Below are 26,143 nucleotides of genomic sequence, written 5' to 3' on the forward strand. Positions count from 1 at the left end.
ATAGGTTTTTTCTATCAAACCATCGCGCCTGCGGCCTTGATGTTTTCCGCGCTTCGACAATAAGGGCGCATGGACAAAAAATTCATTGGTAAGAAATCGGCGGCCGCCGGCGGCTGGGGCGCTTTGAAGAGCTGTGGCAAGCAATTGCTGCAAAGCGGCATGCCCCTCTCGGGCGCGCGCACCATGCTGAAGGCAAACCAGCCGGACGGTTTCGATTGCCCGGGCTGTGCCTGGGGCGATCCGGAACACGGATCGTCGTTCGAATTCTGTGAGAACGGCGTGAAGGCTGTCGCCTGGGAGGCGACGGAGAAGCGGGCAACGCCCGCCTTCTTCGCCGAGAATACGGTGTCTGAGCTTCGCCGGCTGACGGATTATGAACTCGAACTCAACGGCCGCCTGACACATCCGATGCGTTACGACGCGGCGAGCGATCGCTATCTGCCGGTTTCGTGGGAGGATGCCTTTTCCGAGATCGGCGGCATCCTGAAGGGCCTCGATACCCCCAACCGGGCGGAATTCTACACGTCGGGCCGAGCCAGCAACGAAGCCGCCTTCCTCTACCAGCTGTTCGTGCGCGTCTACGGCACCAATAATTTTCCCGATTGCTCCAACATGTGCCATGAAGCGAGCGGCATCGCCATGCGCCAGGCCGTTGGTGTCGGCAAGGGCACGGTGCTTCTGGAGGATTTCGAAGAGGCCGACGCGATCTTCGTGATCGGGCAGAACCCGGGCACCAACCATCCGAGAATGCTCGGCGACCTGCGCCGCGCTGCGATCCGCGGCGCGCGCGTCGTCGTCTTCAATCCGATCCGCGAGCGCGGCCTGGAGCGCTTCTCCGATCCGCAGGACAAGATCGAGATGCTGCGCGGCGGGTCGACCGATATCGCCAGCCTTTATCTGCAGCCGCAACTCGGCGGCGACATGGCCGCGGTGCGGGGCATGGCCAAGGCCGTGCTGGCCGCGGAGGACAGAGCGGTCGCCGCCGGTCTGCCCTCCGTTCTCGATCATGCATTTCTCACCGAACATTGCGCGGATTTTCAGGCGTATCGGGCAGCGGTCGAGGCCACAGGCTGGGCTGAGATCGAGGACCAGTCGGGACTGAGCCGGCAAGAGATCGAACGGGCGGCGGATGTTTATATCACCGCCGAACGCGTCATCTGCACCTGGGCGATGGGCGTCACCCAGCATCTGCATTCGGTCGCGACGATCCGCGAGATCGCCAATTTCATGTTCCTGCGCGGCAATATCGGCAAATCCGGCGCCGGCCTTTGCCCGGTGCGCGGCCATTCCAACGTGCAGGGCGACCGCACCGTCGGCATCAACGAAAAGCCGGCGGACGATTTCCTCGATGCGCTGGAACAACACTTCCGCTTCGCCGTTCCGCGCGAGCATGGCCACAATGTTCTGGCGGCGATCGGCGCGATGCTCGACGGCTCGGCCGAGGCTTTTATCGGGCTCGGCGGCAATTTCGCCCGCGCCACACCCGACAGCGCCCTTGTCGAAAAGGCGCTTCGGCAGCTGAAACTGACAGTGAACATCGCGACCAAACCCAACCATTCGCATCTCATGCCCGGCGAGGCGGCCTTCATCCTGCCCTGCCTCGGACGCACCGAGATGGACCTGAACGAAGCCGGCAATTCCCAGCTCGTCAGCGTCGAGGATTCGATGAGCATGGTGCATGGATCCGCCGGCATCAATCGCCCGGCCTCGCCGCATCTTCTTTCGGAAGTCGCCATCATTGCCGGCATTGCGGAAGCGACGGTCGGTTCGACGGTGGTCGATTGGGCGGAACTCGCCGACGACTACGACCTCATCCGCGATCATATCGAGGCGACCATTCCGGACTTCGAAAACTACAATGCGCGTCTGCGCAAGCCGCGCGGTTTCCACCTGCGCAATGCGGCAAGCCATCGGGAGTGGCATACGCCGGCGGGCAAGGCGTCATTCTCGTCCGAGGCGCTTCCTGACGAGACGGTGCATCAGCGTGCGCGAAAGGCCGAGGGAGGTCGCTTCGCCCTGCAGACATTCCGATCGCACGATCAATACAATACCACGGTCTATGGTCTCGATGACCGATATCGCGGCGTCTACGGAGAGCGGCAGGTCATTTTCATTCATCCCGACGATCTGAAGGCGATGAATGCCGAGGCCGGCGACCGCATCGACGTGGTCGGCGAGCATGATGACGGTATCGAGCGCATCGCCGGGGATTTCCGTCTGGTGCCCTATGACATTCCGAGGGGCAGCATCGCCGGCTATTATCCCGAGCTGAACGTGCTGGTGCCGCTCGGCAGCGCCGGCAAGGAAAGCGATACACCCACCTCGAAATCGATCATGGTGTCGTTGCGCGGGCGAAGCGCCACGTGAGCGAAGAGCCGCCCGAGCTCGATCGATTTCTCGCCCTCGTGGCTGCTGTGCAAGAGAGGGACAGCAGCCTGACGGCCATACAGGCGGCTCTCCTCGTTGCCGCCAAACTCGAAATTGCGCGTGACAGCCGCGCCTTTGCGCGCAAGCTCGGGATCGCCCACTCCCTCGTGCTGCGGGAAATCAACGCGCTGGCGGAGCGCGAAGGCATGCTTGAGATCGTCAAGCGGGATCAGAAGACGATGAGAGTGCACTACATATTGCCGCCGTCTTCTTCGCCGTAACCCTGCTATATAAGGCAGACGCGCTTCCTGGTGTCGGAAGGATATTCCCCATAGGTCGATTTATAGACCGCTGAAAACCTTCCGAAATGGAAGAAGCCCCATTTGAGGCAGATCCCTTTCATGGTCTCCCTGCTCTCGGGATCGAGAAGGTCCTGCCGCGCCGAGCGCAAGCGGAGCGTCAGCAGATAGGCGGCGGGTGAAGTGCCTCTGAAGGCGCGAAAACCGGTTTCGAGCGCCCGGCTGGAGACGCCGGCGGCTTCGGCGACCTTCGGCATGGTGATCGGCTGATCGATATTGGCCTGCATGAAATCGATCGCCTTGCGGACGTGCCGGGGAGCGATCAGGGCGGGCCCCTTGTCGAGGAAATGCGACAGCCGGTTCGGCACCATGCGCACGACAAGATCGGCCAGCGCCTGGGTCATATGCGCCATGGCGATCGGTGATTGCAGCAAGGGGCCGTCGTCGCGCATGCCGATGGCAATCGTCTCCGTCAGGTTGCCGATCGTCCGGCCGACCGGCGTCGACAGATCCAGTTCCGGCAGCAGATCGAGAGAGCCGCTGAACGGTATTTCGAACGTCTGGCCGATCGTCTGGAGGATCACCGACCAGTTGATCAGCAATTCGTCGATGACGTTCGACTGGCCGTGCATGATGACGCTGTCCGGTTCGAAATTATTATAGAGAAGCAATTTTCCTTGCCCCGCCTCGGCGACGCGGGATCCATACGTCACCCCCATGCCGCCGCTGCGCGGCACGACAACCGACAGATATTCCGCCGTATCGGCGGTCGGCTCGATGTTGAACTGAAACTCCGCCTCGTGATAGCCGGTGAGCAGGACAGCACTGTCACTGGCGGAAAAATCCAGCCCCCAGTGAAATTCCTGGGCGCGGCCGACAGGCTCGGCATCGAATGCGCCGAAAGCACCCCCGAGCGTTTCGACCATGTTGTCGAAGGACGAACCGCGAAACCGGAACGAGAATGGCTGAGGACTATTTTCGGACATGCTGTTCCCCCTGTTCAGTGTGGCGGCGATGACCTGCCCTTCTCAATTGTTCGCTCCCGTCGCGACGCGCGCTCCGGGCTGCCGGATTGATGTGCGTACCTCTTTCGGCCCTGCCGATAGTCATGATCATCATCTCCCCGCCAGTCAGTGCTTGCGGGCAGGATTAATGGGCGAAACTTGGCTATATCCTAGCCGATCGAGGCCTGGAGCGCAGCAGGCAGCGGCGGAGCAGGTCGATCTCCGCGCGGTATCGGCAGTGGGATCAGCACTTTGCGCAAGCCGATAAAGGCCGCCGAATTCGGGCGTTGCAGGCGTCAAAAAAACCGACCCATTGAATGCATTATCGACAGTCCCCATCCCATCGGTTTTCGCAACCTGAGGGCAGGAACTGGCAGAACTCGCAACAATAGGCAAGCGTTCGCGCCACCGGCGATCGGTGATGAAACGATTACGCAGAGGGGCAAATTTATGGGGTGTATCCGTGATGCCACGAAAGGCTCAACACGGCGACCTTGCCGAGATGGGCATCGTCATCTGAAGATGTGGAGAATATCCCGATCCGGGATCGGCGCAGTCGCCTGCCGAAGGTTCATAGTGGACCGCTTATAGCCTTCGGCAGGCAGACAGGCATGCAGGCATACGCACGGGATGGGGTGCGTATGTACGGTCCCTTCCATCCTTTTTGGGGGTGATGGATGAACGGGTTTGGCTTGAGGACCGCAAACCATCATGGCCTTGGTCGAGAATCATCTTATTGCTCCGTGGCCATCGAGCAATTGCCGGCCTCCGATAAAGTCGGCCCCGGAGCTTTTCGCGACGCAGTCTGGACTAAGTTTGCGCAAAATGTATAGGAAAACGCTGGCAGGAGGCATGTTCACGCCGCAGCTTGCGCAAAGTGGATAGAGACTTGAATGTCTCGTTTGGCACGCAGGACGAGCTTGCTTACAACGCAGCGGGAGTGCTCCGGCGGCGTCACTGCTCCACCCGCCCACCTTCATAGAAGGCATAGGGCGCCCGGCGCAGGGCCGCAGTCTCCGATCTCTATGACATCGATACGCTGCGAGCGCAATTCCCCACCCAGCCGGTGTTGTAATCGGGCAGTCCTCCGGACGCCATTTGACTTCAAGCGCCTTCACGGTCCGGCGGCGGCCGGCTCGGTGTCGCCAGCGAAACGGAAAGACGGCGGCATTGGAACGGAATGATTTTAGGCCCGGTCGGGCCTAAAATCTGAATCCTGTTCTAAATTAAGGTTAGAGTATGATGTCATAAGAAAACCGCTTACACTTTTCGGCATCATGCTCCAGGAGCTTCAGAGGGCGACCGACAGGGCGCTGTCGTGCTGGGGAGCCGTCTCTTGCGAGTTGACCATCGCACTTGCGAGCTGACGGAAGGTGACGAGCCCGAGGGTTTCCCCTGAGGGCGAGACCACCCTGGCATCGCCATCAGGCGCCGATGACAGCATGCGGACGGCCTCTTCGACGGTCGTTCCTGCCGCAATCGCCAGTCCGACCGGTGCCGCACCGGAGTGCAGCGGCGTCATAACAGCCTCGACATGGATGACCCTGCCGCGATTGACCTCCTTGACGAAATTGGCGATGTAGTCGTCGGCCGGGCGCAGCACGATGTCCTGGCTGGTGCCCTGCTGGATGACCTCGCCGTCGCGCAGGATGGCGATCTGGTCGCCGAGCCGCAGCGCCTCGTCCAGATCGTGGGTGATGAAGACGATGGTTTTCTTGATCTCTTTCTGGATGTCGAGAAGCACCGTCTGCATGTCGGTGCGGATCAACGGATCGAGCGCCGAATAGGCCTCGTCCATCAGCAGCACCGGGGCGTCGTTGGAAAGCGCTCTGGCCAGGCCGACGCGCTGCTGCATGCCGCCGGAGAGCTGGTTGGGGTAGCGCTGCTCGAAGCCCTTGAGCCCTACCCGCTCCAGCCAGCGCATGGCGACGTCGACGGCTTTCGCCCGCTCCATGCCCTGCACTTCGAGACCGAAGATGGTGTTGTCGAGCACATTGCGGTGCGGCAGCAGCGCGAACTTCTGAAACACCATCGCCGTCTGGTGCCGGCGAAACGCCCGCAACTCGGTCTCGTTCATCTTCACCACATCGACGCCGTCGACCAGCACTTCGCCGGCGGTCGGATCGATCAGCCGGTTGATGTGGCGGATCAGCGTCGATTTGCCCGAACCCGACAGGCCCATGACGACCTGGATGCGGCCGGAGGGGATCTCGACATTGATATCCCTGAGGCCGAGCACATGACCGTGCTTTTCGTTGAGCTCGGTCTTCGACAGTCCCTTCTGAACCGCCTCGACATGGGCGGCGGGGTTGGGGCCGAAGATCTTGTAGAGGTGGCGGATCTTTATGCCGCCGAAATGCTGCTCAGCCATGGACGGTCTCCCGATGCTTCTGGAGCCTTTTGCCATAAGCCTGGCTGACTCGGTCGAAGATGATGGCGATGCCGACGATGGCAAGACCATTGAAGATACCCAGCGTGAAATACTGGTTGGCGATCGCTTTCAGCACCGGCTGGCCGAGGCCCTGGACGCCGATCATCGAGGCGATGACCACCATGGCGAGTGCCATCATGATCGTTTGGTTGATGCCGGCCATGATGGTGGGCAGCGCCAGCGGTAGCTGCACCTTGAAGAGCTTCTGCGATCGCGAGGTCCCGAAGGCGTCGGCGGCTTCGAGCACGTCCTTGTCGACGAGCCGGATGCCGAGATCGGTCAGGCGGATCATCGGCGGGATGGCGTAGATGACGACGGCGATCAGGCCGGGCACCTTGCCGATGCCAAGCAGCATGACGACGGGAATGAGGTAGACGAAGCTCGGCATCGTCTGCATGACGTCGAGGATCGGATTGACGACGCGCTGCAGCCGGTCGGAGCGGGCCATCAGGATGCCCATTGGAATGCCGATGGCGATGGACAGGATCGTGCAGACGAAGATCATCGAGACCGTCCGCATCGTGTCGTCCCACATGTCGAAATAGCCGATCAGCATCAGCGTCACCAGACAGCCGACGACGATCTTCAGGCTGCGGCTGGCAAACCAGGCGATGGCAAGGACGATCAGGGTGATGATCGGCCATGGCGTCTGGGTCATGAAACGCTCGGCGGCGATGAGGAAGTGCTGCAGCGGCACGAAGAGGGTTTCGATGCCGTCGCCATAGGCGCGGGTAAATCCGCGAAAGCCGTCATCGATCGCCTTCTTCAGATTGCGAAGCGCGTCGTCATCCATATGTGGAAACTTATAAAACCATTCCATTCGGTTCCCCTTTTCTTCAAAGAGCCGCGGCAGTCTTTTTGTTTTTATCGGCGAGTGAGAAGCGGTGCGCTTTTGGCGCACCGCGATAGTCAGTGTTAAAGGGCAGCTTCGATCTTCGTGGCCGCCTCAGGCGAAACCCACTTGGTCCAGATGTCCTTGTTTTCTTTCAGGAAGTGCTTGGCGCCGTCTTCGCCGGTCGCCTGGTTGTCGGTCATCCACGACATCAGCTTGTTGACCGTGTCGTTGCTCCAGGAGCGCTTGGCCAGGTAGTCCATGACTTCAGGCCCGACCTTTTCCGAGAAGGGCTTGGCAACCAGGGTTACGACGTGGTCGACCGGCCATGCAGCGGGCTTCGGATCGGGGCAGTCGGCGACGGTGATGCAGCGCTTCCATTCGGCTGAATCCTCCGGCACGCCGGCTTCGAGCTTGACCATCTGATACTTGCCGAGCAGCGCGGTCGGCGCCCAGTAATAGCCGGCCCAGCCTTCCTTGCGTTCGTAGGCCTTGGCGATCGAACCGTCGAGGCCGGCGGCAGAGCCGGTGTCAACGAGCGTGAAGCCCGCCTTCTCGGCTTCAAAGGCCTTGTAGAGCTGCGAGGTGACGACGGTGCCGCCCCAGCCCTGCGGGCCGTTGACGATGGCGCCCTTCTTCGGATCCTCGGGATCGGGGAAGAGTTCCGGATGCTTCAGCACGTCGCCGATGGTCTTGATGTCGGGATGGGCGTCGGCGAGATATTTCGGAATCCACCAGCCCTGAACGCCGCCATCCGGCAGCGGCGAGCCGACCTGGACGATGCGGCCTTCTTCCGTTCCCTTCTTGACGACATCCGGCAGCAGGTCGATCCAGGCTTCCGGCGCGATATCCGGCTGGCCCTTTTCGGCCATGGAGGTGATGGTCGGGACGGTATCGCCGACGGTGATGTCGGCGCTGCAGCCATAACCTTCGTTCAGGATGAACTTGTCCAGGTTGGAGAGAACTTCGGCGCTCTGCCAGTTCATGCTGGCGATGGTCACGCTGCCGCATTCGGCGGCGCTGGCGAAAGACGCGCCGCCGAGCAGGCCGAACGTCAAACATGTTGTTGCAAGTAGTCTCTTCATTCTCGTTCCCTCTGTTTAGCGGCTGATCTTGCCGAGCGGGGTGCCGCAGTACCCGCCCCAACCGTTGTCAGGAAGCGTCTCCCATACTCACCGATTTCTTGAATGCCGCCGACAATCCTTCGGCGACCGAAGCGTCGAACCCGGCGGCGCGCATGCCTTCGATGGCTGCCGCAGTCGTGCCGCGATAGCCGAGAAAGGTCCGAACCACGTCGTCAGGAGATTCGTCCCGGCTTTCCAGCAGTCGGCCGGCGCCAGACATCACCATATTGACGGCGCGCCGTGCAATCTCCGCCGGCAGACCGCGGGCGACGGCATCGCGCATCATGGCGGCTGCAAGCAGTGCCGGGAATGCCGGGCCGGACCCGGAAAGGCCGGTGAGGTAATCGATATCGCTTTCCCTTGCGACCTCGTCCTCCGACCCGCAGGCTTTGAAAATGGCGCGGACGATCTCGCGGTCGCTTTCCGTTACGTCACGCGCGCCGATCCAGGGCGTATAGGATTTTGCCACTTCGGCGGCGGCGTTCGGCAAGGCGCGGACAACGCGGCTGGTCTTGTGACGCTTCGAAAGGGCGGCCAGCCGGATGCCGGCCATGACTGAAATGACGAGCTTGCCGGAGGCATCGATATCAAGGGGATGCCAATCATCGGGACGGACCGAAAGCAGGATCACATCCGAGCGGTCAGCAAGCGCCTGATTATCGGCCGTCCAGAAAGCATTCGGGAACCGGGCCGGCTGCTCACTGCGATAGGAGAGGGAGAGATTCCGAGGTTCGACCAGGCCGGCGTCAAGCATCGAGCCGGCGATCGCTCCGCCAAGCCAGCCGCCGCCGCCAATAATACCAATCCTCAAGGAAACGCTCATCTCGGCCTTCCCTAATCCGGCCTATGGCCATGCCGCGAGAAGAAGCGATCGAGCTCCCTTTGCTGCGGCACTTCACCGGTATAGATCGCGATATATTCGGGAATCCGTTTCATGCGGACGGCAAGTTCCTCCTTGGCCTGCATGGAGATATAGCCGATCTGCACGAGGTAAGTTGTTCGCGCTCTGACATCTGATGTCGTTTCTGGTAGCCCGAACCGCATGAACATGCGCTTGAGCGCCTCCAGGCGGATCTGATCGGCCTGTTGGACCTCGGCGAGAAGTTCGTCGGACTGCAGCGCCCAGCTGCGAACCGCAAACTCGAACTTGGCGTCGAACAGATCGTTGTCGAGCCAGCAATCGAAGACGTTGAGCATCGCCTCGGCAAGCGATTCCGCATAGGCTTCGGACCGCTTGACGATATTGCCGGTGTTTTTGTCGCGCCACAGCGCCACGAGCGCGCTCAACAATTCCTCCCGATCCTTGAAGAACCAGTAAAAACTCGTACGCGAGAGATTGAGCTTTTTCGCCAGCGGCAGAATTTTCACCGAATCCACGCCCGACTCCAGAAGTGAGTGGTAAGCTGCTTCCAGCCATCCCTCCTGCGAACCGCGCCAGCCAGTGTCGTTCAAAGCCTGATCCATGGATGTCTCCTAACAAATTATGAAGCGGCGCGCAAGAAAAATGTACATGAGTGTCGAAACTAACGACTGTAATGTTTTCTTCATTGACACTTGTGTACATTATGCTTAGCGTCTGCTTCGACGTTTTTAATACGGAACCACGATCCATGTCGAACGATCCTCTCCTTCAGCCTTACCAGCTCAAGCATCTGACGTTGCGCAACCGTATCATCGTGACCTCGCACGAGCCGGCCTATCCCGAGGACGGCATGCCGAAGGAGAAATATCGCGCCTATACGGTGGAGCGGGCAAGGGGCGGTGTGGCGCTGACGATGACGGCGGGTTCGGCTGCGGTTTCCAGGGATAGCCCGCCGGTTTTCAACAACCTGCTTGCCTATAAGGACGAGATCGTCCCCTGGATCAGGGAAATGACCGATGCCGTGCACGAGGAGGGGGCGGCGATCATGATCCAGCTAACCCATCTCGGCCGGCGTACACGCTGGGACAAGGGTGACTGGCTGCCGGTCGTCGCCCCCTCGCATCATCGCGAGGCTTCGCACCGCGCCTTCCCGAAGAAGATGGAAGATTGGGATATCGAGCGCATCATCAAGGACTTCGGCGATGCGGCCGAACGCATGAAGGCGGGCGGCATGGACGGTGTCGAACTCGAGGCCTACGGTCACCTGATCGACCAGTTCGTGTCACCGCTCACCAACGAGCTCGATGGCCCCTATGGCGGCTCGCTCGACAATCGCCTGCGCTTCTGTTTCGACGTGTTCAAGGCGATCCGGAAAAGGGTGGGCGACGATTTCATTCTCGGTCTGCGCTATACCGCCGACGAATGTCTTCCCGGCGGCACCGGCAAGGCCGAAGGCATCGAAATCTCCAAGCGATTGAAGGAGAGCGGCCTCATCGATTACCTGAACGTGATCCGCGGCCACATCGATACCGACGCCGGTCTGACCGACGTGATCCCGATTCAGGGCATGGCGAATTCGCCGCATCTCGATTTCGCCGGCGAGATCCGTGCCGCGACCGACTTCCCGACCTTCCATGCGGCAAAGATCCCCGATGTCGCCACCGCCCGCCACGCGATTGCGGCCGGCAAAGTCGATATGGTCGGCATGACCCGCGCCCACATGACCGATCCGCATATCGTCCGCAAGATCATCGAAAAGCGCGAAGACGATATTCGTCCCTGCGTCGGCGCCAATTACTGTCTCGACCGCATCTATCAGGGCGGGGCGGCCTACTGCATCCACAATGCCGCCACCGGCCGCGAGCAGACCATGCCGCATATCGTCGCGAAGGCCGATGTGAAGAAGAAGGTCGTCATCGTCGGCGCCGGTCCGGCCGGCCTGGAAGCGGCGCGCGTCGCCGGGGAACGCGGCCACACGGTCGTCGTCTTCGAAGCGGCGAACAATCCGGGCGGCCAGATCCGGCTCACCGCCCAGAGCGAGCGCCGCAGGGAGATGATCAGCATCATCGACTGGCGCATGAGCCAGTGCGAGAAATACGACGTCACCTTCCACTTCAACAGCTGGGCGGAAGCCGACGCCATCGAGGCAGAGAATCCCGATGTCGTCATCATCGCCACCGGCGGCCTGCCGCATACCGAGGTTCTCTCCAGCGGCAACGAGCTGGTGGTCTCGTCATGGGACATCATCTCCGGCGACGTGAAGCCTGGAACCAACGTGCTGATCTTCGACGATGCCGGCGACCATGCCGGCCTGCAGGCGGCCGAGTTTCTCGCCAAGGCGGGCGCCAAGGTCGAGATCATGACGCCGGATCGCTCTTTCGCGCCCGAAGTCATGGCCATGAACCTGGTGCCCTATATGCGTTCTCTGCAAAAGCACGACGTGACCTTCACCGTCACCTACCGCCTGGAAGCCGTCGAGAAGAGCGGCAACCAGCTCGTCGCCCATGTCGGCAGCGATTACGGCGGGATCGCCAAACAGAGCAGCTTCGACCAGATCGTCGTCAATCATGGGACCATTCCGCTCGACGAACTCTATTTCGAGCTGAAGCCCAGCTCGAGCAATCTCGGCGAGATGTCGCACGACCAGCTTCTCCAGGGAGAGCCGCAGTCCGTCATGCGCAATCCTGAAGGCAAGTTCCAGCTGTTCCGGATCGGCGATGCTGTCGCTGCGCGCAATACGCATGCCGCCATCTATGACGGTCTGCGCATCGCCAAGGATATATGATCGCAGGAGCGGCCGCGCGTCGGCCGCTGATTTCGGGGGGGGTGATATGAGTTTGCGTGAGGAAGGCCTCCAGCTTTTCGTGGATACCGCGTCTCTGGCTTTCGATCAGTTCGCGAAAGCCCCGGAGTCCCGGCGCTCGATCCGTCAATTTTTTGCGGCGCTGGAACAGCCGGGGGCCGCACGTGCGGGGGAGGGAAGCCGGTTGCCGGTTTGCGCTCAGCTTGATGTGGCGCTCGCGGTTGATACCTCCTATGATCCTTCGCTGGCACAATTGATCGAGGCGTTCAAAGGCATCGAGCCAATGCTTGAATGGCGTCGGCGCACCAAGTATGACGACTCGCCCAGCGACAATTTTGCCGATGGGCATGCCAATGCCATGATCATCGGCCCGGGAGGATTGGAGGAGCGGAGCGACCTGTGGCTCGGCGTGACGTTGATGGCGCCGCATGTGCGCTATCCGGATCACGACCATGCGCCCGAGGAAGTCTATCTGGTGCTTTCCGAGGGGGAGTTTCGGCAGGGGGAAGAGAATTGGTTTTCGCCCGGTATCGGCGGATCGTTCTATAATGTCCCAGGGATCAAACATGCCATGAGGTCGGTCGATACGCCGCTCTTCGCCTTCTGGGCGTTGCTTGCCGCACGGCCGCACTGACAGTCAGCATTCTAGGAATAAGGGGTTTGGAAATGAAGATACTCGTGCCCGTCAAGCGCGTCGTCGACTACAACGTGAAGATCCGGGTGAAGCCGGATGGTTCCGGTGTCGAGCTTGCCAATGTGAAGATGTCGATGAACCCGTTCGACGAGATCTCGGTGGAAGAGGCGCTGCGGCTGAAGGAAGCCGGCAAGGCTGAAGAGGTGGTGGTCGTCTCGATCGGCCCTGCGAAGGCCGAGGAGACGCTGCGCACGGCGCTCGCCATGGGTGCCGACCGGGCAATCCTGGTCGAGACCGACGATGCGGTCGAGCCGCTCGCCGTCGCCAAGATCCTCAAGGGGGTCGCCGATGCCGAACAGCCGGGATTGATCATCGTCGGCAAGCAGGCGATCGACGACGATTCGAACCAGACCGGCCAGATGCTGGCGGCCCTGCTCGGCACCGCCCAGGCGACCTTCGCCTCGAAGATCGAGATCGAAACCTCAGGTTCTGGGGGCAAGGCAACCGTGACCCGCGAAGTCGATGGCGGTCTGCAGACGATCGAGATCAAGCTGCCGGCGGTGATCACCTCGGATCTGCGTCTCAACGAACCGCGTTATGCCTCGCTGCCGAACATCATGAAGGCGAAGAAGAAGCCGCTCGACAAGAAGAGCCCGGCCGATTTCGGCGTGTCCACCACGCCGCGGCTGAAGGTGCTGAAGACCGAGGAACCGTCAGGCCGCAAGGCCGGCGTCAAGGTCAAGTCGGTCGCCGAACTGGTCGACAAATTGAAGAACGAAGCAGGCGTGCTTTAAGGCAGGAAAGAGAGAACACCATCATGACCATTCTTCTTCTGGCCGACCACGACAATGTCAGCCTTTCCGACCAGACCGCCAAGGCGCTGACGGCAGCGACCCAGATCGGCTCCGACATTCATGTTCTCGTCGCCGGCAAGGGCGCCAAGGCTGCGGCCGATGCCGCTGCCAAACTCGCCGGTGTGGCGAAGGTGCTGCTCGCCGAAAGCGACGAACTGGCCAACAATCTGGCCGAACCGCTTGCCGATCTGATCGTGTCGCTCGCCGGTGCCTATGACACCATCCTCTCGGCCGCCACCTCGACCGGCAAGAACGTGCTGCCGCGCGTCGCAGCCCTGCTCGATGTCGCCCAGGTCTCGGAGATCATCGAAGTGATCTCATCCGACACCTTCAAGCGGCCGATCTATGCCGGCAATGCCATCCAGACGGTGCAGGCCAGCGATGCCAAGAAGGTCATCACCGTGCGCACCGCCTCGTTTGCTTCCGCCGCGACAGGCGGCTCGGCAACGGTGGAGGCAATCCCGGCAATCTCCGATCCGGGCCTGTCGCGTTTCGTCGGCGATGCGCTGTCGGCCTCCGACCGTCCGGAACTGACCTCGGCGAAGATCATCCTCTCCGGCGGCCGGGCGCTCGGTTCTGCCGAGAAGTTCAGGGAGGTCATCCTGCCGCTTGCCGACAAGCTCGGCGCTGCCGTCGGCGCATCCCGTGCGGCCGTCGATGCCGGTTATGCGCCGAACGACTGGCAGGTCGGCCAGACCGGCAAGGTCGTCGCGCCGCAGCTCTATATTGCCGCCGGCATCTCAGGCGCCATCCAGCACCTGGCCGGCATGAAGGATAGTAAGGTGATCGTCGCCATCAACAAGGACGAGGAGGCGCCGATCTTCCAGGTTGCCGACTACGGCCTCGTCGCCGATCTGTTCGAGGCCCTGCCGGAACTGGAAAAGGCGCTCTAAGCGAGGGGACTGAACGTGGCGCGCGCGGTGGGACGTCCAATCAAACGTGGGGCCGACCTTCTTCTGAACGATGAGGAAAAGCCGGCCTATATACGGCTGCACGACATCGGCAGGGAAAGGCGTCCTCGGCCGCTGCAGGAATTTCTGAACGACGTCGGCGGGCTGATGTTGTCGGCCGACGCCCCTGCTGTCGCCAGCTTCGTCGCGGGCAAGGTTCTGCAGAAGCTGCTCAAAACCGGCAAGGTGCGCCCCCTGGAGGGCGGGTCGCTTGCTGGCGTGCCCGAAGGGCTGGATGACGCCATTGAGCATCTTGCAAAATCAGGACGGAAATACGAGGCGATCGCCAGCCAATTCGGAAGTCTAGCCGACAGCCTGCTCTGGCGACGCGGCCGCTCGGGTCCGTTTGCAAGCCTGAATTTCGGCAACACGCATTCTCATGCTGTCGTGGTCGGCCCCGGCGGCATGGAGGAACGCGCCGATCTCAGGGTCGGCGTGATCTATATGGATCGCTACACCCGGTTTCCCGATCATGTTCAGACGCAGCCGCGCGCCTTCATTCTGCTGTCGCCCGGAGAGATCTGCCTTGGCAATTCCCAATGGTTCTCCGCCGCGACCGGCACTGTTTTCGCAAACGATGCGGGGCAATCATTCGCGATAAGATGCACGGCAAGGCCGCTTCTTGCGGTCTGGTGCCAGGTTGAGCCCGAGACCTGATGGGATGGCAGCGATCGGCGAAGGCCGGTGAGAGGCCAGCCTATCGAATTATGTAGCAGTCAGAATTCAATTTAAGAGGAAGGATATCAAGATGGACGTTCGCGCCGCCGTAGCCGTTCAGGCCGGAAAACCGCTCGAAGTGATGACCGTGCAGCTGGAAGGCCCGCGGGCCGGCGAAGTGCTGGTCGAGGTCAAGGCGACCGGCATCTGCCACACCGACGACTTCACGCTCTCGGGCGCCGATCCGGAAGGCCTGTTCCCGGCCATCCTCGGCCATGAGGGTGCCGGCATCGTCGTCGATATCGGCCCCGGCGTCACCTCGGTCAAGAAGGGCGACCACGTCATTCCGCTCTACACGCCGGAATGCCGCGAATGTTATTCCTGCCTTTCCCGCAAGACCAATCTCTGCACCGCGATCCGCTCGACCCAGGGCCAGGGCGTGATGCCGGACGGCACCTCGCGCTTCTCGATCGGCAAGGACAAGATCCACCACTATATGGGCTGCTCGACCTTCGCCAATTACACCGTGCTGCCGGAGATCGCCCTTGCCAAGGTCAATCCGGATGCTCCCTTCGACAAGATCTGCTATATCGGCTGCGGCGTCACCACCGGCATCGGTGCGGTGATCAACACCGCCAAGGTCGAGATCGGCGCCACCGCCATCGTCTTCGGTCTCGGCGGCATCGGCCTCAACGTGCTGCAGGGGCTGCGCCTTGCCGGCGCCGACATGATCATCGGCGTCGACATCAACAATGACCGCAAGGAATGGGGCGAGAAGTTCGGCATGACGCATTTCGTCAATCCGAAGGAGGTCGGCGACGACATCGTGCCCTATCTCGTCAATATGACCAAGCGCAATGGCGACCTGATCGGCGGGGCCGACTACACCTTCGACTGCACCGGCAACACCAAGGTGATGCGCCAGGCGCTGGAAGCCTCCCACCGCGGCTGGGGCAAATCGATCATCATCGGCGTGGCCGGCGCCGGCCAGGAGATCTCCACGCGTCCGTTCCAGCTGGTCACCGGCCGCAACTGGATGGGCACCGCCTTCGGCGGCGCGCGCGGCCGTACCGACGTGCCGAAGATCGTCGACTGGTACATGCAGGGCAAGATCCAGATCGATCCGATGATCACCCACACGATGCCGCTCGAAGACATCAACAAGGGCTTCGACATGATGCACAAGGGCGAAAGCATCCGCGGCGTGGTGGTCTATTGAGCCATGAAAACCATCTCACAAGATAGATCTCACGGCGGCATCCAGGGCGTTTACATCGACCGGTCGGAGGCCTGCGACTGCGACATGACCTTTGCGGTGTTCGTGCCGCCGCAGGCGGCGGAGGGCAATTGCCCGGTTCTGTGGTACCTCTCCGGCCTGACCTGCACCCATGCCAATGTCATGGACAAGGGCGAGTATCGGCGGCTTGCCGCCGAACTCGGTCTGATCATCGTCTGCCCGGATACCAGCCCGCGCGGCGATCACGTTCCCGACGAAGCCGACAACTGGCAGTTCGGCAAGGGTGCCGGCTTCTACGTCGATGCCACCGAACCGCCGTTTGCGGCGAACTACCGGATGTACAGCTACATCACGGAGGAGCTGCCGAAGCTCGTCGCCGCCGAATTTCCCGCCGATATGGATCGCCAGGGGATCTTCGGTCACTCGATGGGCGGTCATGGCGCCATCACCATCGCGCTCAAGAACCCCGACCGGTTCCGCAGTTGCTCGGCCTTCGCGCCGATCAGCCATCCCTCGGTCTCCGGCTGGTCGAAACCGGCCTTGCGGAAATATCTCGGCGCCGATGAAAACACCTGGCGGGCCTATGATGCCTGCTCGCTGATCGAAGACGGGCACCGTTTCCCGGAACTGTTCGTCGACCAGGGAATGGCGGATAGCTTCCTGGAGGACGGATTGCGTCCCGATGAGCTGCGGCAGGCCTGCGAAGCGGCCGGCATTCCGTTCAGGCTGCGCATGCAGGAAGGCTACGGCCACTCCTACTTTTTCATTTCGACCTTCATGGACGACCATCTGCGCTGGCACGCGCAGAGGCTAGGGAACTGATTTAGAGGGCTCGGCCGGGCATAACGCAAACGGCCAAGGAGGGAAGGAGAGCATCAATGAGCAGCATAGCCATTCATCCGGCGGTGGATTCAGGCTTTCGAGCGACCGACGCTGGTTTTGCAGGCGGGACGCTGGTGTGCAAATGCACGAGCAATCCGGTCAAGGTCAGGATCAAGGGCGACATCGCCCACAATCACGCCTGCGGTTGCACCAAATGCTGGAAGCCCGAGGGTGCTGCCTTCTCGGTCGTGGCGGTGGCGCCGACCGACAACGTCGAAGTCCTGGAGAACGGCGACAAGCTCGCCGTCGTCGATGCCGCGGCGCTGATCCAGCGGCACGCCTGCAAAGAGTGCGGCGTGCATATGTACGGTCCGGTCGAGCGCGAACATCCGTTCCAGGGATTGTCTTTCATCCATCCGGAACGTTTCCAGGAAAGCGGCTGGGCAAAGCCCGGCTTTGCGGCCTTCGTCTCGTCGATCATCGAAAGCGGTTTCGATCCCGCCAAGATGGACGCCGTCAGAGCGCAGCTGAAGGCATCCGGCCTCGAGCCCTATGATTGCCTCTCGCCCGGCCTGATGGACGCTATCGCCACCTGGACCGCCAAGAAGAGCGGCGTGCTCGCCGCGTAATTCCCCGGGGGGCGCCGGCAGCGGCGCTCCCCGACCAACCGCCGTCATCCGGACGCTCCGCAATGGCGGCGCGCCGCCGACGCCAGGCGACCCGCACGGGATCAGCAACGGCGTCAACCTCTTTCACTTTGAAACCATCCCACCTGCACCAGGGCATCACGCATGCGCGTTTTTGCAAAGACGTCGCATTGCACGGAGATGGTGCGTCGCAGCAAGATTGTGTATCTCAGGAATAATTATTGTGTACGTAAAGTACACAATAATTGACTCCTCCGAAGAGGCGTGCCATCTTCGGGGCGTAGAGCAACAAATGGCCGGAGATCGACGATGGCGAAGACACCGAAGAGCAATCTCTACGAAGATTTGAAACGCCAGATTCTGACGATGGAACTGGACCCGGACGCCGATCTGGATGAGGCCAGTTTGAGTGAGCGGTATGGGCTCTCCCGAACGCCGGTGCGCGATATCTTCCGTCGCCTCGCCGGCGAGGGTTATATCGATATCCGCGAGAACAGGGGTGCGCGGGTCATCCCGATGAACCACTCCACGCTTCGCAATTTCTTTCTCGTCGCACCGATGATCTATGCGGCGATCGGCCGTCTCGCGGTGCAGAACTTCAAGCCGGCTCAACTGGCGGACCTGAAGCAGACGCAGGAGCGGTTCCGCGCTGCCAGCAAGAACATGGACGCCTTGGCGATGGTTCTCGAGAACAATCGCTTTCACGAGATCTTCGGCGAGATGTCGGGCAACGTCTATCTGCAGCCGAGCCTCGGCCGGCTGCTGATCGATCACGCGCGCATCGGTCACACGTTCTTCCGGCCGAGGAACGAGGACATGAAACGGCGGCTGCAGGTGGCGGTCGACCACCATGACGGCTTCATCGCAGCGCTCGGCGCTCATGACGAGAATGCCGTCGTCGATCTCGTTTTCGAACACTGGGAATTGTCCCGCGAGAACATGGAGATGTTCATCGCTCCGCAAGGCCTGAAAGCGGACGCCTTCCTCGGCGGTCCGGCCACGCAAGTATTGGAGAAGTCGTCGTGAAGTTTGAGGGGATCTATACGCCGGCGGTGACGCCGCTCGACAGGAATGGTCAGATCGACCGGGCCGGATTTGCCGACGTGCTCGAGTCGCTGATCGAGGCGGGCGTCCACGGCATCATCGTCGGCGGCTCGACGGGCGAATATTACGCCCAGAGCAGCCAGGAACGTTACGAACTCGCGGCCTATGCCAAGGACGTCATCGGCGCGCGGCTGCCACTGATTATCGGCACCGGCGCCACGCGCACCGAAGATTCGGTCGAATACGCCAAATCGGCGAAGGAAATCGGCGCGGATGCAATCCTGGTGTCGTCGCCGCCCTACGCGCTGCCGACCGAACGCGAGAATGCGGTCCATGCGCTGACGGTCGATCGCGCCGCCAACCTGCCGATCATGCTCTACAATTACCCGGCCCGCATGGGCGTGGTGATGGGCGAGGAGTATTTCGCCCGTGTCGGCAAGTCGAAGAACGTGATCGCCATCAAGGAAAGCTCCGGCGACATGGGCAATCTTCACCGGCTTGCCCGGAAGTTTCCGCATATCGCACTGTCCTGCGGCTGGGACGACCAGGCGCTCGAATTCTTCGCCTGGGGTGCGAAGAGCTGGGTCTGCGCCGGTTCCAACTTCCTGCCGCGCGAACATGTCGCCCTCTACGAGGCCTGCGTCGTCGAGAAGAACTTCGACAAGGGCCGGGCGATCATGAGCGCGATGCTGCCGCTGATGGATTTCCTCGAATGCGGCAAATTCGTCCAATCGATCAAGCACGGCTGCGAGATCATCGGCCTTAAAGCAGGCCCGGTGCGGGCGCCGCTGCGCGGACTGAACTCCGAAGAGAAAAGAACCCTTGAGACCGTCGTCGCCACGTTGAAGCGCACGGTCGCCCAGATCACGTCGGGAGCCAATCATGCATGAACCCTTGACCGCCGCCGAATACAAGGCGATCGCCGCCGAGCTTCAGTTTCCGACGAACGCCTTCATCGACGGCGCATTTCGTCCGGCAAATTCCGGCAAGATTTTCACCACCACGAACCCTGCGACGGGCGAGGTCCTTGCCGAAATCGCAGCCTGCGATTCCAGCGATGTCGATTTCGCCGTGCAGAAGGCGAAGGAAGCGTTCGAAGACGGGCGCTGGCGGCTCCGCTCGCCGGGTGAGCGCAAGGAAGTGCTTCTGAAGCTTGCCAAGCTGATGGAGCAGAACAGGCACGAGCTCGCCGTCCTGGAAAGCCTCGACAGCGGCAAGCCGGTGCGCGAATGCCAGACGGTCGACGTTCCCGATACCATTCATACGATCCGCTGGCATGCCGAGCTCATCGACAAAATCTACGACAACACCAACAATGTCGGCGCCAATGCGTTGGCCATGGTGGTGCGCGAGCCGATCGGCGTCGTCGGATGCGTGCTGCCGTGGAATTTCCCGCTGCTGATGCTGGGCTGGAAGATCGGTCCGGCGCTCGCCGCCGGCTGCTCGGTCATCGTCAAGCCGGCGCAGGAAACGACGCTCACCACGCTGCGGGTCGCCGAGCTTGCCCATGAAGCCGGTATTCCGGCTGGCGTGTTCAACGTCGTCACCGGCTCCGGCCGGGAGGTCGGCGAACCGATCGGCCTGCACATGGACGTCGACATGGTGGCCTTCACCGGCTCGACGCCGACCGGTCGCCGCTTCCTGCGTTACGCCGCGGACTCGAACCTCAAGAAGGTCGTGCTCGAATGCGGCGGTAAGAACCCGGCGGTGGTGCTGGCGGATGCCGAAGACCTCGATCTCGTCGCCGAGCAGGTGGTCAACGGCGCCTTCTGGAACATGGGCGAGAACTGCTCGGCCACGTCGCGCCTGATCGTCCATGCCAGCATCAAGGACGAATTGCTGCAGCGTATCGGCGCCTATATGCGCGAATGGAAAACGGGTGACCCGCTGAACCCGGAAAACCGCATCGGTGCACTGGTCAGCAAGAGCCATTTCGAGAAGGTGAAATCCTTCCTAGATGACGTGAAGACCGAAAAACTCTCGCTCGCCCATGGCGGCGAAACTTTTGAAGGGGCCTTCATCGAGCCGACGGTGGTCGACGGCGTCACGCCGAAGAGCCGGCTGTTCCAGGAGGAAATTTTCGGACCGATCCTTTCGGTCACCACCTTTGAAAACCTGGCTGAGGCCACCGCACTTGCCAACGACACCAATTACGGCCTGACCGCGTCGATCTATACCGGCAGTCTGCGCAATGCGATCCGGCTGTCCCGCGACATCCGCGCCGGCCTCGTCACCGTCAATTGCTTCGGCGAGGGCGATGCCTCGACCCCCTTCGGCGGCTACAAGGAGTCCGGTTTCGGCGGCCGCGACAAGTCGGTCTTCGCTCATGACAATTACTGCGAGCTCAAGACCATCTGGATCGACATTTCGGAACGCTCCGTCGACGAGACGATCCGATGACCCGCCATGTGATCAAGCACCTGCCGACTGATACCGGCGTTTCGGGATGGGAGGCGACCAGCGAACGCGCCTTTCCCGTAACGGCGCTTGAACACGACATTACCGCCGACTGGCTGATCATCGGCGGCGGATTTGCCGGCCTGTCGGCGGCCCGCCGCCTCTCGCAAACGCGGCCTGAGGACAAGATCGTCGTTCTGGAGGCGCGCGAACTCGCCAAGGGTCCGGCCGGACGCAATTCCGGCTTTATGATCGACGTGCCGCACAATCTGTCCTCCGGCGAGTATTCAGTCGCCGACGAAGCGGCGACCAAGGACGAGATCCGGCAGAACCGTCTGGCGATCTCCTTCGCAGCCGATGTCGCGGCCGAATACGGCCTGTCCCGGGAAACCTTCGATCCCTCGGGCAAGGTGAATGCCGCGGCCTCCGAGCGGGGAATGGGTCTCAACGACAATTATAGGAAGTCGCTTGAGAAGATCGGCGAGGAGCATCGCGTTCTCGATGCCGACCAGATGCGAGAGATGACCGGCTCGCACTATTATCGCGGCGGCCTCTACACGCCCGGCGCGGTGATGATCCAGCCGGCCGATTATATCAGAGGCCTGGCGCGCGGGCTCTATTCAAAGGTTGCCATCCACGAGCACTCGCCGGTGCTGGAGCTTTCGCGTGAAGGCGGGACCTGGAAGGCGAAGACCGCCCGCGGCTCCGTTTCGGCACCGAAGGTCATTCTCGGTGTGAACGGCCATATTCAAAGCTTCGGTCATTTCCGCGGAAGGCTGATGCATATCTTCACCTATGCGTCGATGACCTCGGCCTTTTCGCAGAACGAATTCGCAGGCGATGTCACCGGTGTGGATCGCTGGGCGCTGCTGCCGGCCGATCCGATGGGCGCGACGGTGCGCAAGATCACCAAGGACGGGCTTTCGAGGATCGTCGTCAGGACGAGGTTCACCTATGACCCGAGCCTGAAAGTGTCGGAGAAGCGCGTCGCCGGAATTGCTGCCGAACAGCGCCGGTCGTTCGATGCCCGTTTTCCGGGGATGGAGCGCCTGCCGATGGAATATAGCTGGGCGGGCGCGCTCTGCCTCTCCAGAAACCATGTGCCGGCATTCGGCGAGGTCGAAGAGGGGCTCTTTTCCGCCTGCTGCGAGAATGGTCTCGGCACCGTCAAGAGCACTTTCGCCGGCATGATGGCGGCCGACTTCGCGACCGGCGCCGCCAGCCCGGAGCTTGAGAAATACAAAAACCAGCCGGAGCCGACCAGGCTGCCGCCCGAGCCCATTGCGTGGCTCGGCGTCAACTCGGTCATCCGCTTTCAGGAATTGCGGGCAGGCCGCGAGGGATGATCCCTCGGCCGCGCAATATGAAGACTGCCGCCTGCAGACTTCGATGAGAATGGGAACGAAAACCAGGAGTAAGAACAATGAAGATTTTGTGGAAGGCGCTTTGCGCCGCTGCAGTAATCGGGATGAGCGTCCTTCCGGCTCGCGCTGAGGAAAAGACGATCACTCTCGGCACGATGGCTTGGGAAGACCTAACGCCCATCACCGGCATCACCAAGAAGGTTCTCGAAGACGCCGGTTACACCGTCAAGGTCACCGAATTCTCCGAATGGGGCATCGCCTATGCCGCTCTCGCCAAGGGTGACATCCAGGCTCTCACCTCGCAGACCGACTACGTCGCCCAAGACTATTGGGACAAGAACAAGAACCGTCTCGAAAAGATTTCGCCGGTTTCGCACGGCCTCTATCAGGGTGTCGCCGTTCCGAAATACGTTCCGATCGACTCGCTCGAACAGCTCAATGAAAACGCCGACAAGTTTGGCGGCAAGATCATCGGCATCGAACCGGGCGCCGGCCTGATGCGCGATACGTCGAATGCGGTCAAGGATTACGGCCTCAAGCTCCAGCTCGTCGAAGGCAGCACGGCCGCGATGACGGCGGCGCTGAAATCCGCCTACGATCGCAAGGAGTGGATCGCGGTCACGATCTGGGAGCCGTCATGGATGGTCCAAAAGTACGAGGTCAAGTACCTCAAGGATCCGAAGGGCGTCTTCCCGCCGCCGCAGAGCTATTACTGGATCGGCCATAAGGGCTTCTCCGAAGAATACCCGCACGCCCGCGAAGTCATGGCCAGCGTCTACGTGCCGATCGCCGACATCACCACCATCAACGGTGAAGTCAAGGACGGCAAGACTATGGATCAGGCCGTGCAGGATTGGATCGGCGGCCATGCCGACCTGATCAAGCGCTGGGAAAACATCAAGAAGAAGTAAGCATCTCGTGGCCGCCCGACACGTCGGGCGGCCATCTTGGAACCGAATAAAGAAGCCAGCGCCATTGGCTCAAAGGGGATCGCTATGAAAGCTGTCAATATCGAAGCCAAAGATGTCCTGATCGACTGCCAATCCCTCTGGAAGGTCTTCGGAAGCAAGTCAGCTGCCGCGATGAAATCGATCAAGGAACGCGGCCTCGGCAAGAATGAGGTCCTCAAGGAATTCAACTGCGTCGTCGGCGTCTCCGATGCAAGCATCGAGGTCCGGCGCGGCGAAATCTTCTGCATCATGGGACTGTCGGGAAGCGGAAAATCGACGCTCATCCGCCTTCTCAATAAGCTGATCACACCGAGCTCCGGTAAGGTCCTCGTCAAGGGACGCGACCTTGCCAGCCTGTCGCCCGTCGATCTCAGGCAGATGCGCGCCAAGAACATCGGCATGGTGTTCCAGAGCGTCGCGCTGCTGCCGCACCGGACGGTGCTCGAAAATGCGGCCTTCGGCCTCGAAGTCCAGGGTATTGCGAAGGCGGAGCGAAACAAGACTGCTTCTGCCGCTCTCGAGAAGGTCGGCCTCGCCGACTGGCTGAGCCGTTATCCCAACGAGCTTTCCGGCGGCATGCAGCAACGCGTCGGGCTTGCCCGTGCGCTCGCCTCCGACCCCGAGATCATCCTGATGGACGAGCCGTTCAGCGCGCTCGACCCGCTGATCCGACGCCAGCTTCAGGACGAGTTCCGCCAGCTGACCAAAGCTCTCGGTAAGTCCGCAGTCTTCATCACCCATGATCTCGACGAGGCGATCCGCATCGGCGATCGCATCGCGATCATGAAGGACGGCGTCATCATCCAGACCGGCACGGCCGAGGAAATCATCCTCAACCCGGCGGACGCCTACGTCGCAGAATTCGTCGCGGGCATCTCCCGCCTTCACCTGATCAAGGCGCATTCCGTCATGCGCAGCGTCGCCGAATTCCAGCAGGGCGCACCGAACTTCGACATTGCCTCGCTGGCGCGCACGACGCCGGACGCCGATATCGACGAGCTCATCTCTTTAACGATGCAGTCGGAGCGCGACGCCATCGCCGTCGTCGACAATGATCGGGTCGTCGGCGTGGTCACGCCGCGCAGCCTGCTGATGGGTGTCAAGGGGACCTCCGCCCCCGATCTCACGGCGGCGTGACCCCAACTGGAGGTGATTGACATGGATAGTTCAGCCTTCACCGATGTTTTCGACGAATGGACGGACTCGGCGCTCGAATGGGTGAGCGACAACGGGGAGTCCCTCTTCGACTATATCAGACAGGTTCTTGAAGGGCTTTATGACGGCATCCTCTGGCTCCTGCAGCTTCCGCCCTTCTATCTGATCGCCCTGGTCGTGGCGCTTATCGGCTGGCGGCTGGTCAATGTCTGGTTCGCCCTCTTGAGCTGCATCGCGCTGGCGCTTTGTTTTTGGATGGGGCTCTGGCCGGAGACGATGAGCACGCTGGCTCTTGTTCTGACCGCGACTGTGATCGCCTTGGCGATCGGCATCCCGATCGGCATCGCCGCCGGCTTCTTCACCGCCCTCGATCACTTCATGGAGCCGGGCCTCGATCTGATCCAGACGCTTCCGCCCTATATCTACCTGCTGCCGGCGATCGCCCTGCTCGGCTACGGGCCGGCAACTGCGTTGATCGCAACCGTGATCGTCGCGGTGCCGCCGGCAATCCGCCTGACCTCGCTCGGTATCCGCATGACCCCCAAGGAATTCATCGAACTTGGGGAGGCGCTCGGGATGACGCCGGCAAAGATGTTCTTCAAGATCCGTCTTCCCTTTGCCCTGCCGAGCATCATGGCGGGTATCAACCAGAGCCTGATGATGGCCTTCGGCATGGTGGTCATCGCCGGCATCGTCGGCTCCGGCGGGCTGGGAGAGACGATCTACGGCGCGATCAGGACACTCGACATCGCCACTTCAATCAATGGAGCGATCGCCATCGTGGTATTGACCATGGTGATTGACCGGATCACCCAGAGTGCCGCTCGCTTGGGAACAGGGAGGAAAGCATGAATCTTTCGACCTTGCAGTTTTCGCCCGGCGCCTTCCTGGCCCCATCAGTCGATTGGCTCAACACCAATCTTCACCCGCTGTTTGCGGCCATCAGCTATCTGGTGGAAACGGTGCTTTCGGCAATCGAGGCAGCACTGCTCTTCGTGCCGCCCTATGCGCTGATCGCGATAGTCGTCGTCCTGGCATTCTTTGCCGTCGGCCTGCGCGCCGCGATCCTTGCCGGTCTCTGCCTCGGCTTCTGCCTGCTCGTCGGGCTGTGGACGGCATCGATGCAGACCCTTGCGCTGGTCAGCGTCGCCGTGATGATCTCGGTGCTCATCGCCTTTCCGATCGGCGTCCTGTGCTCGCGGCATAAGACGCTGGAGACGGTGGTTCGGCCAATTCTCGACGTGATGCAGACCGTGCCGCCGTGGGTCTATCTCATTCCGGCGGTGATGATCTTCAGCCTTGGGCGCGTGCCGGCGATTATCGCCACCATCGTCTACGGCATTCCGCCGATGCTGCGCCTGACGACGCTGGCCTTCAACCAGGTGCCGAAGGTGTTCATCGAACTCGGCAGCGCGATCGGCGCGCCGCCGCGCTCGATCCTCTGGAAGATCGAAATCCCTCTGGCCAAGCAGACGCTGCTGGTCGGGCTCAACCAGTGCATTCTTTTGTCGCTGGCGATGGTCGTGCTGGCCGGCCTCGTCGGCGCAGGCGGTCTCGGCGCCGAGGTGACGCGCGGCCTGACGCGCATGGAGATGGGGCTTGGCCTGAGAGCCGGCCTGGCAATCGTCGCGGTCGCCGTTCTGCTCGACCGGTTGTCCCGTGGCCTGCTCGACCGCGACAGGCTGCCGAAGGCGAGATGAGCAAGGGCAC

24 protein-coding genes are annotated in these 26,143 nt (G+C 61.5%); 18 read left to right on the plus strand and 6 right to left on the minus strand.

All coding sequences use genetic code 11. The annotated features are described in order from the left end of the window. The first annotated feature begins 69 nt into the window (after positions 1–69). On the plus strand, positions 70–2,367 hold the full coding sequence (locus QMO80_RS22050; protein ID WP_283200556.1) for an FdhF/YdeP family oxidoreductase: 2,298 nt from the start codon (positions 70–72) through the stop codon (positions 2,365–2,367). Continuing rightward, positions 2,364–2,648 (plus strand): hypothetical protein, encoded by a 285-nt coding sequence (locus QMO80_RS22055; RefSeq protein WP_283200557.1) that lies wholly within the window; start codon positions 2,364–2,366, stop codon positions 2,646–2,648. The genes QMO80_RS22050 and QMO80_RS22055 overlap by 4 nt, the downstream gene beginning before the upstream one ends. A 5-nt stretch (positions 2,649–2,653) precedes the next feature. Here the strand turns inward: QMO80_RS22055 and QMO80_RS22060 are convergent, their stop codons facing one another. The 6 genes from QMO80_RS22060 to QMO80_RS22085 all read right to left on the minus strand — a co-directional run bounded on the left by QMO80_RS22060 (position 2,654) and on the right by QMO80_RS22085 (position 9,521). Continuing rightward, on the minus strand, positions 2,654–3,652 hold the full coding sequence (locus QMO80_RS22060) for an AraC family transcriptional regulator (protein ID WP_283200558.1): 999 nt from the start codon (positions 3,650–3,652) through the stop codon (positions 2,654–2,656). 1,309 nt (positions 3,653–4,961) lie between these two features. Further along, entirely contained in the window at positions 4,962–6,041 is a 1,080-nt protein-coding gene (locus QMO80_RS22065) for a glycine betaine/L-proline ABC transporter ATP-binding protein (RefSeq protein ID WP_283200559.1), read from the minus strand. Beyond that, positions 6,034–6,921 carry a proline/glycine betaine ABC transporter permease gene (locus QMO80_RS22070; protein WP_283200560.1) on the minus strand — a complete coding sequence of 296 codons (888 nt, stop codon included), beginning with the start codon at positions 6,919–6,921 and terminating at the stop codon, positions 6,034–6,036. Before QMO80_RS22070 ends, QMO80_RS22065 begins: the two co-directional genes overlap by 8 nt. A 95-nt stretch (positions 6,922–7,016) precedes the next feature. After that, the gene (locus tag QMO80_RS22075) at positions 7,017–8,018 is read right to left on the minus strand and encodes an ABC transporter substrate-binding protein (RefSeq protein ID WP_283200561.1); all 1,002 of its coding nucleotides are present in this window, start codon (positions 8,016–8,018) and stop codon (positions 7,017–7,019) included. Between the two features lie 67 nt (positions 8,019–8,085). Beyond that, on the minus strand, positions 8,086–8,880 hold the full coding sequence (locus QMO80_RS22080; RefSeq protein WP_283200562.1) for a pyrroline-5-carboxylate reductase: 795 nt from the start codon (positions 8,878–8,880) through the stop codon (positions 8,086–8,088). A gap of 11 nt (positions 8,881–8,891) precedes the next feature. Continuing rightward, positions 8,892–9,521, minus strand: a complete 630-nt coding sequence (locus QMO80_RS22085) for a TetR/AcrR family transcriptional regulator (protein ID WP_283200563.1) — start codon at positions 9,519–9,521, stop codon at positions 8,892–8,894. Between the two features lie 146 nt (positions 9,522–9,667). Here QMO80_RS22085 and QMO80_RS22090 point away from each other — a divergent pair, with 146 nt between their 5' ends. The 16 genes from QMO80_RS22090 to QMO80_RS22165 all read left to right on the plus strand — a co-directional run bounded on the left by QMO80_RS22090 (position 9,668) and on the right by QMO80_RS22165 (position 26,133). Continuing rightward, the gene (locus QMO80_RS22090; protein ID WP_283200564.1) at positions 9,668–11,704 is read left to right on the plus strand and encodes an NADH:flavin oxidoreductase; all 2,037 of its coding nucleotides are present in this window, start codon (positions 9,668–9,670) and stop codon (positions 11,702–11,704) included. A 46-nt stretch (positions 11,705–11,750) separates the two neighbouring features. Further along, positions 11,751–12,356: a dimethylsulfoniopropionate lyase gene (locus QMO80_RS22095; RefSeq protein WP_283200565.1), complete on the plus strand. Its 606-nt coding sequence runs from the start codon at positions 11,751–11,753 to the stop codon at positions 12,354–12,356. Positions 12,357–12,388: 32 nt separating this feature from the next. Further along, on the plus strand, positions 12,389–13,150 hold the full coding sequence (locus QMO80_RS22100; RefSeq protein WP_283200566.1) for an electron transfer flavoprotein subunit beta/FixA family protein: 762 nt from the start codon (positions 12,389–12,391) through the stop codon (positions 13,148–13,150). A 23-nt stretch (positions 13,151–13,173) separates the two neighbouring features. Beyond that, the gene (locus tag QMO80_RS22105; protein WP_283200567.1) at positions 13,174–14,103 is read left to right on the plus strand and encodes an electron transfer flavoprotein subunit alpha/FixB family protein; all 930 of its coding nucleotides are present in this window, start codon (positions 13,174–13,176) and stop codon (positions 14,101–14,103) included. Between the two features lie 15 nt (positions 14,104–14,118). Further along, complete coding sequence (locus tag QMO80_RS22110; RefSeq protein WP_283200568.1) at positions 14,119–14,817, plus strand: dimethylsulfonioproprionate lyase family protein; 699 nt, start codon at positions 14,119–14,121, stop codon at positions 14,815–14,817. 91 nt (positions 14,818–14,908) lie between these two features. Beyond that, on the plus strand, positions 14,909–16,036 hold the full coding sequence (locus QMO80_RS22115) for an S-(hydroxymethyl)glutathione dehydrogenase/class III alcohol dehydrogenase (protein WP_283200569.1): 1,128 nt from the start codon (positions 14,909–14,911) through the stop codon (positions 16,034–16,036). 3 nt (positions 16,037–16,039) lie between these two features. Continuing rightward, positions 16,040–16,876, plus strand: coding sequence for an S-formylglutathione hydrolase (fghA, locus tag QMO80_RS22120; RefSeq protein ID WP_283200570.1), 837 nt, complete (start codon positions 16,040–16,042; stop codon positions 16,874–16,876). Between the two features lie 56 nt (positions 16,877–16,932). After that, positions 16,933–17,505: an S-(hydroxymethyl)glutathione synthase gene (gene gfa / locus QMO80_RS22125; RefSeq protein WP_283200571.1), complete on the plus strand. Its 573-nt coding sequence runs from the start codon at positions 16,933–16,935 to the stop codon at positions 17,503–17,505. Between the two features lie 327 nt (positions 17,506–17,832). Continuing rightward, the gene (locus tag QMO80_RS22130) at positions 17,833–18,549 is read left to right on the plus strand and encodes a GntR family transcriptional regulator (RefSeq protein ID WP_283200572.1); all 717 of its coding nucleotides are present in this window, start codon (positions 17,833–17,835) and stop codon (positions 18,547–18,549) included. Then, on the plus strand, positions 18,546–19,457 hold the full coding sequence (locus QMO80_RS22135; protein ID WP_283200573.1) for a dihydrodipicolinate synthase family protein: 912 nt from the start codon (positions 18,546–18,548) through the stop codon (positions 19,455–19,457). Before QMO80_RS22130 ends, QMO80_RS22135 begins: the two co-directional genes overlap by 4 nt. Next, positions 19,450–20,967, plus strand: a complete 1,518-nt coding sequence (locus QMO80_RS22140) for an aldehyde dehydrogenase (protein ID WP_283200574.1) — start codon at positions 19,450–19,452, stop codon at positions 20,965–20,967. Before QMO80_RS22135 ends, QMO80_RS22140 begins: the two co-directional genes overlap by 8 nt. Continuing rightward, entirely contained in the window at positions 20,964–22,310 is a 1,347-nt protein-coding gene (locus tag QMO80_RS22145) for an FAD-binding oxidoreductase (protein ID WP_283200575.1), read from the plus strand. The genes QMO80_RS22140 and QMO80_RS22145 overlap by 4 nt, the downstream gene beginning before the upstream one ends. A gap of 77 nt (positions 22,311–22,387) precedes the next feature. Continuing rightward, the gene (locus QMO80_RS22150) at positions 22,388–23,239 is read left to right on the plus strand and encodes a glycine betaine ABC transporter substrate-binding protein (RefSeq protein ID WP_283200576.1); all 852 of its coding nucleotides are present in this window, start codon (positions 22,388–22,390) and stop codon (positions 23,237–23,239) included. Positions 23,240–23,323: 84 nt separating this feature from the next. After that, complete coding sequence (locus tag QMO80_RS22155) at positions 23,324–24,415, plus strand: glycine betaine/L-proline ABC transporter ATP-binding protein (protein ID WP_283200577.1); 1,092 nt, start codon at positions 23,324–23,326, stop codon at positions 24,413–24,415. Between the two features lie 21 nt (positions 24,416–24,436). Next, entirely contained in the window at positions 24,437–25,285 is an 849-nt protein-coding gene (locus QMO80_RS22160; RefSeq protein ID WP_283200578.1) for a proline/glycine betaine ABC transporter permease, read from the plus strand. Further along, positions 25,282–26,133 carry a proline/glycine betaine ABC transporter permease gene (locus tag QMO80_RS22165; protein WP_283200579.1) on the plus strand — a complete coding sequence of 284 codons (852 nt, stop codon included), beginning with the start codon at positions 25,282–25,284 and terminating at the stop codon, positions 26,131–26,133. Before QMO80_RS22160 ends, QMO80_RS22165 begins: the two co-directional genes overlap by 4 nt. The last annotated feature ends 10 nt before the right edge of the window (positions 26,134–26,143 follow it).

Origin of the sequence: Rhizobium sp. BT03, from assembly GCF_030053155.1 — a bacterium.
Lineage (GTDB): Bacteria > Pseudomonadota > Alphaproteobacteria > Rhizobiales > Rhizobiaceae > Rhizobium.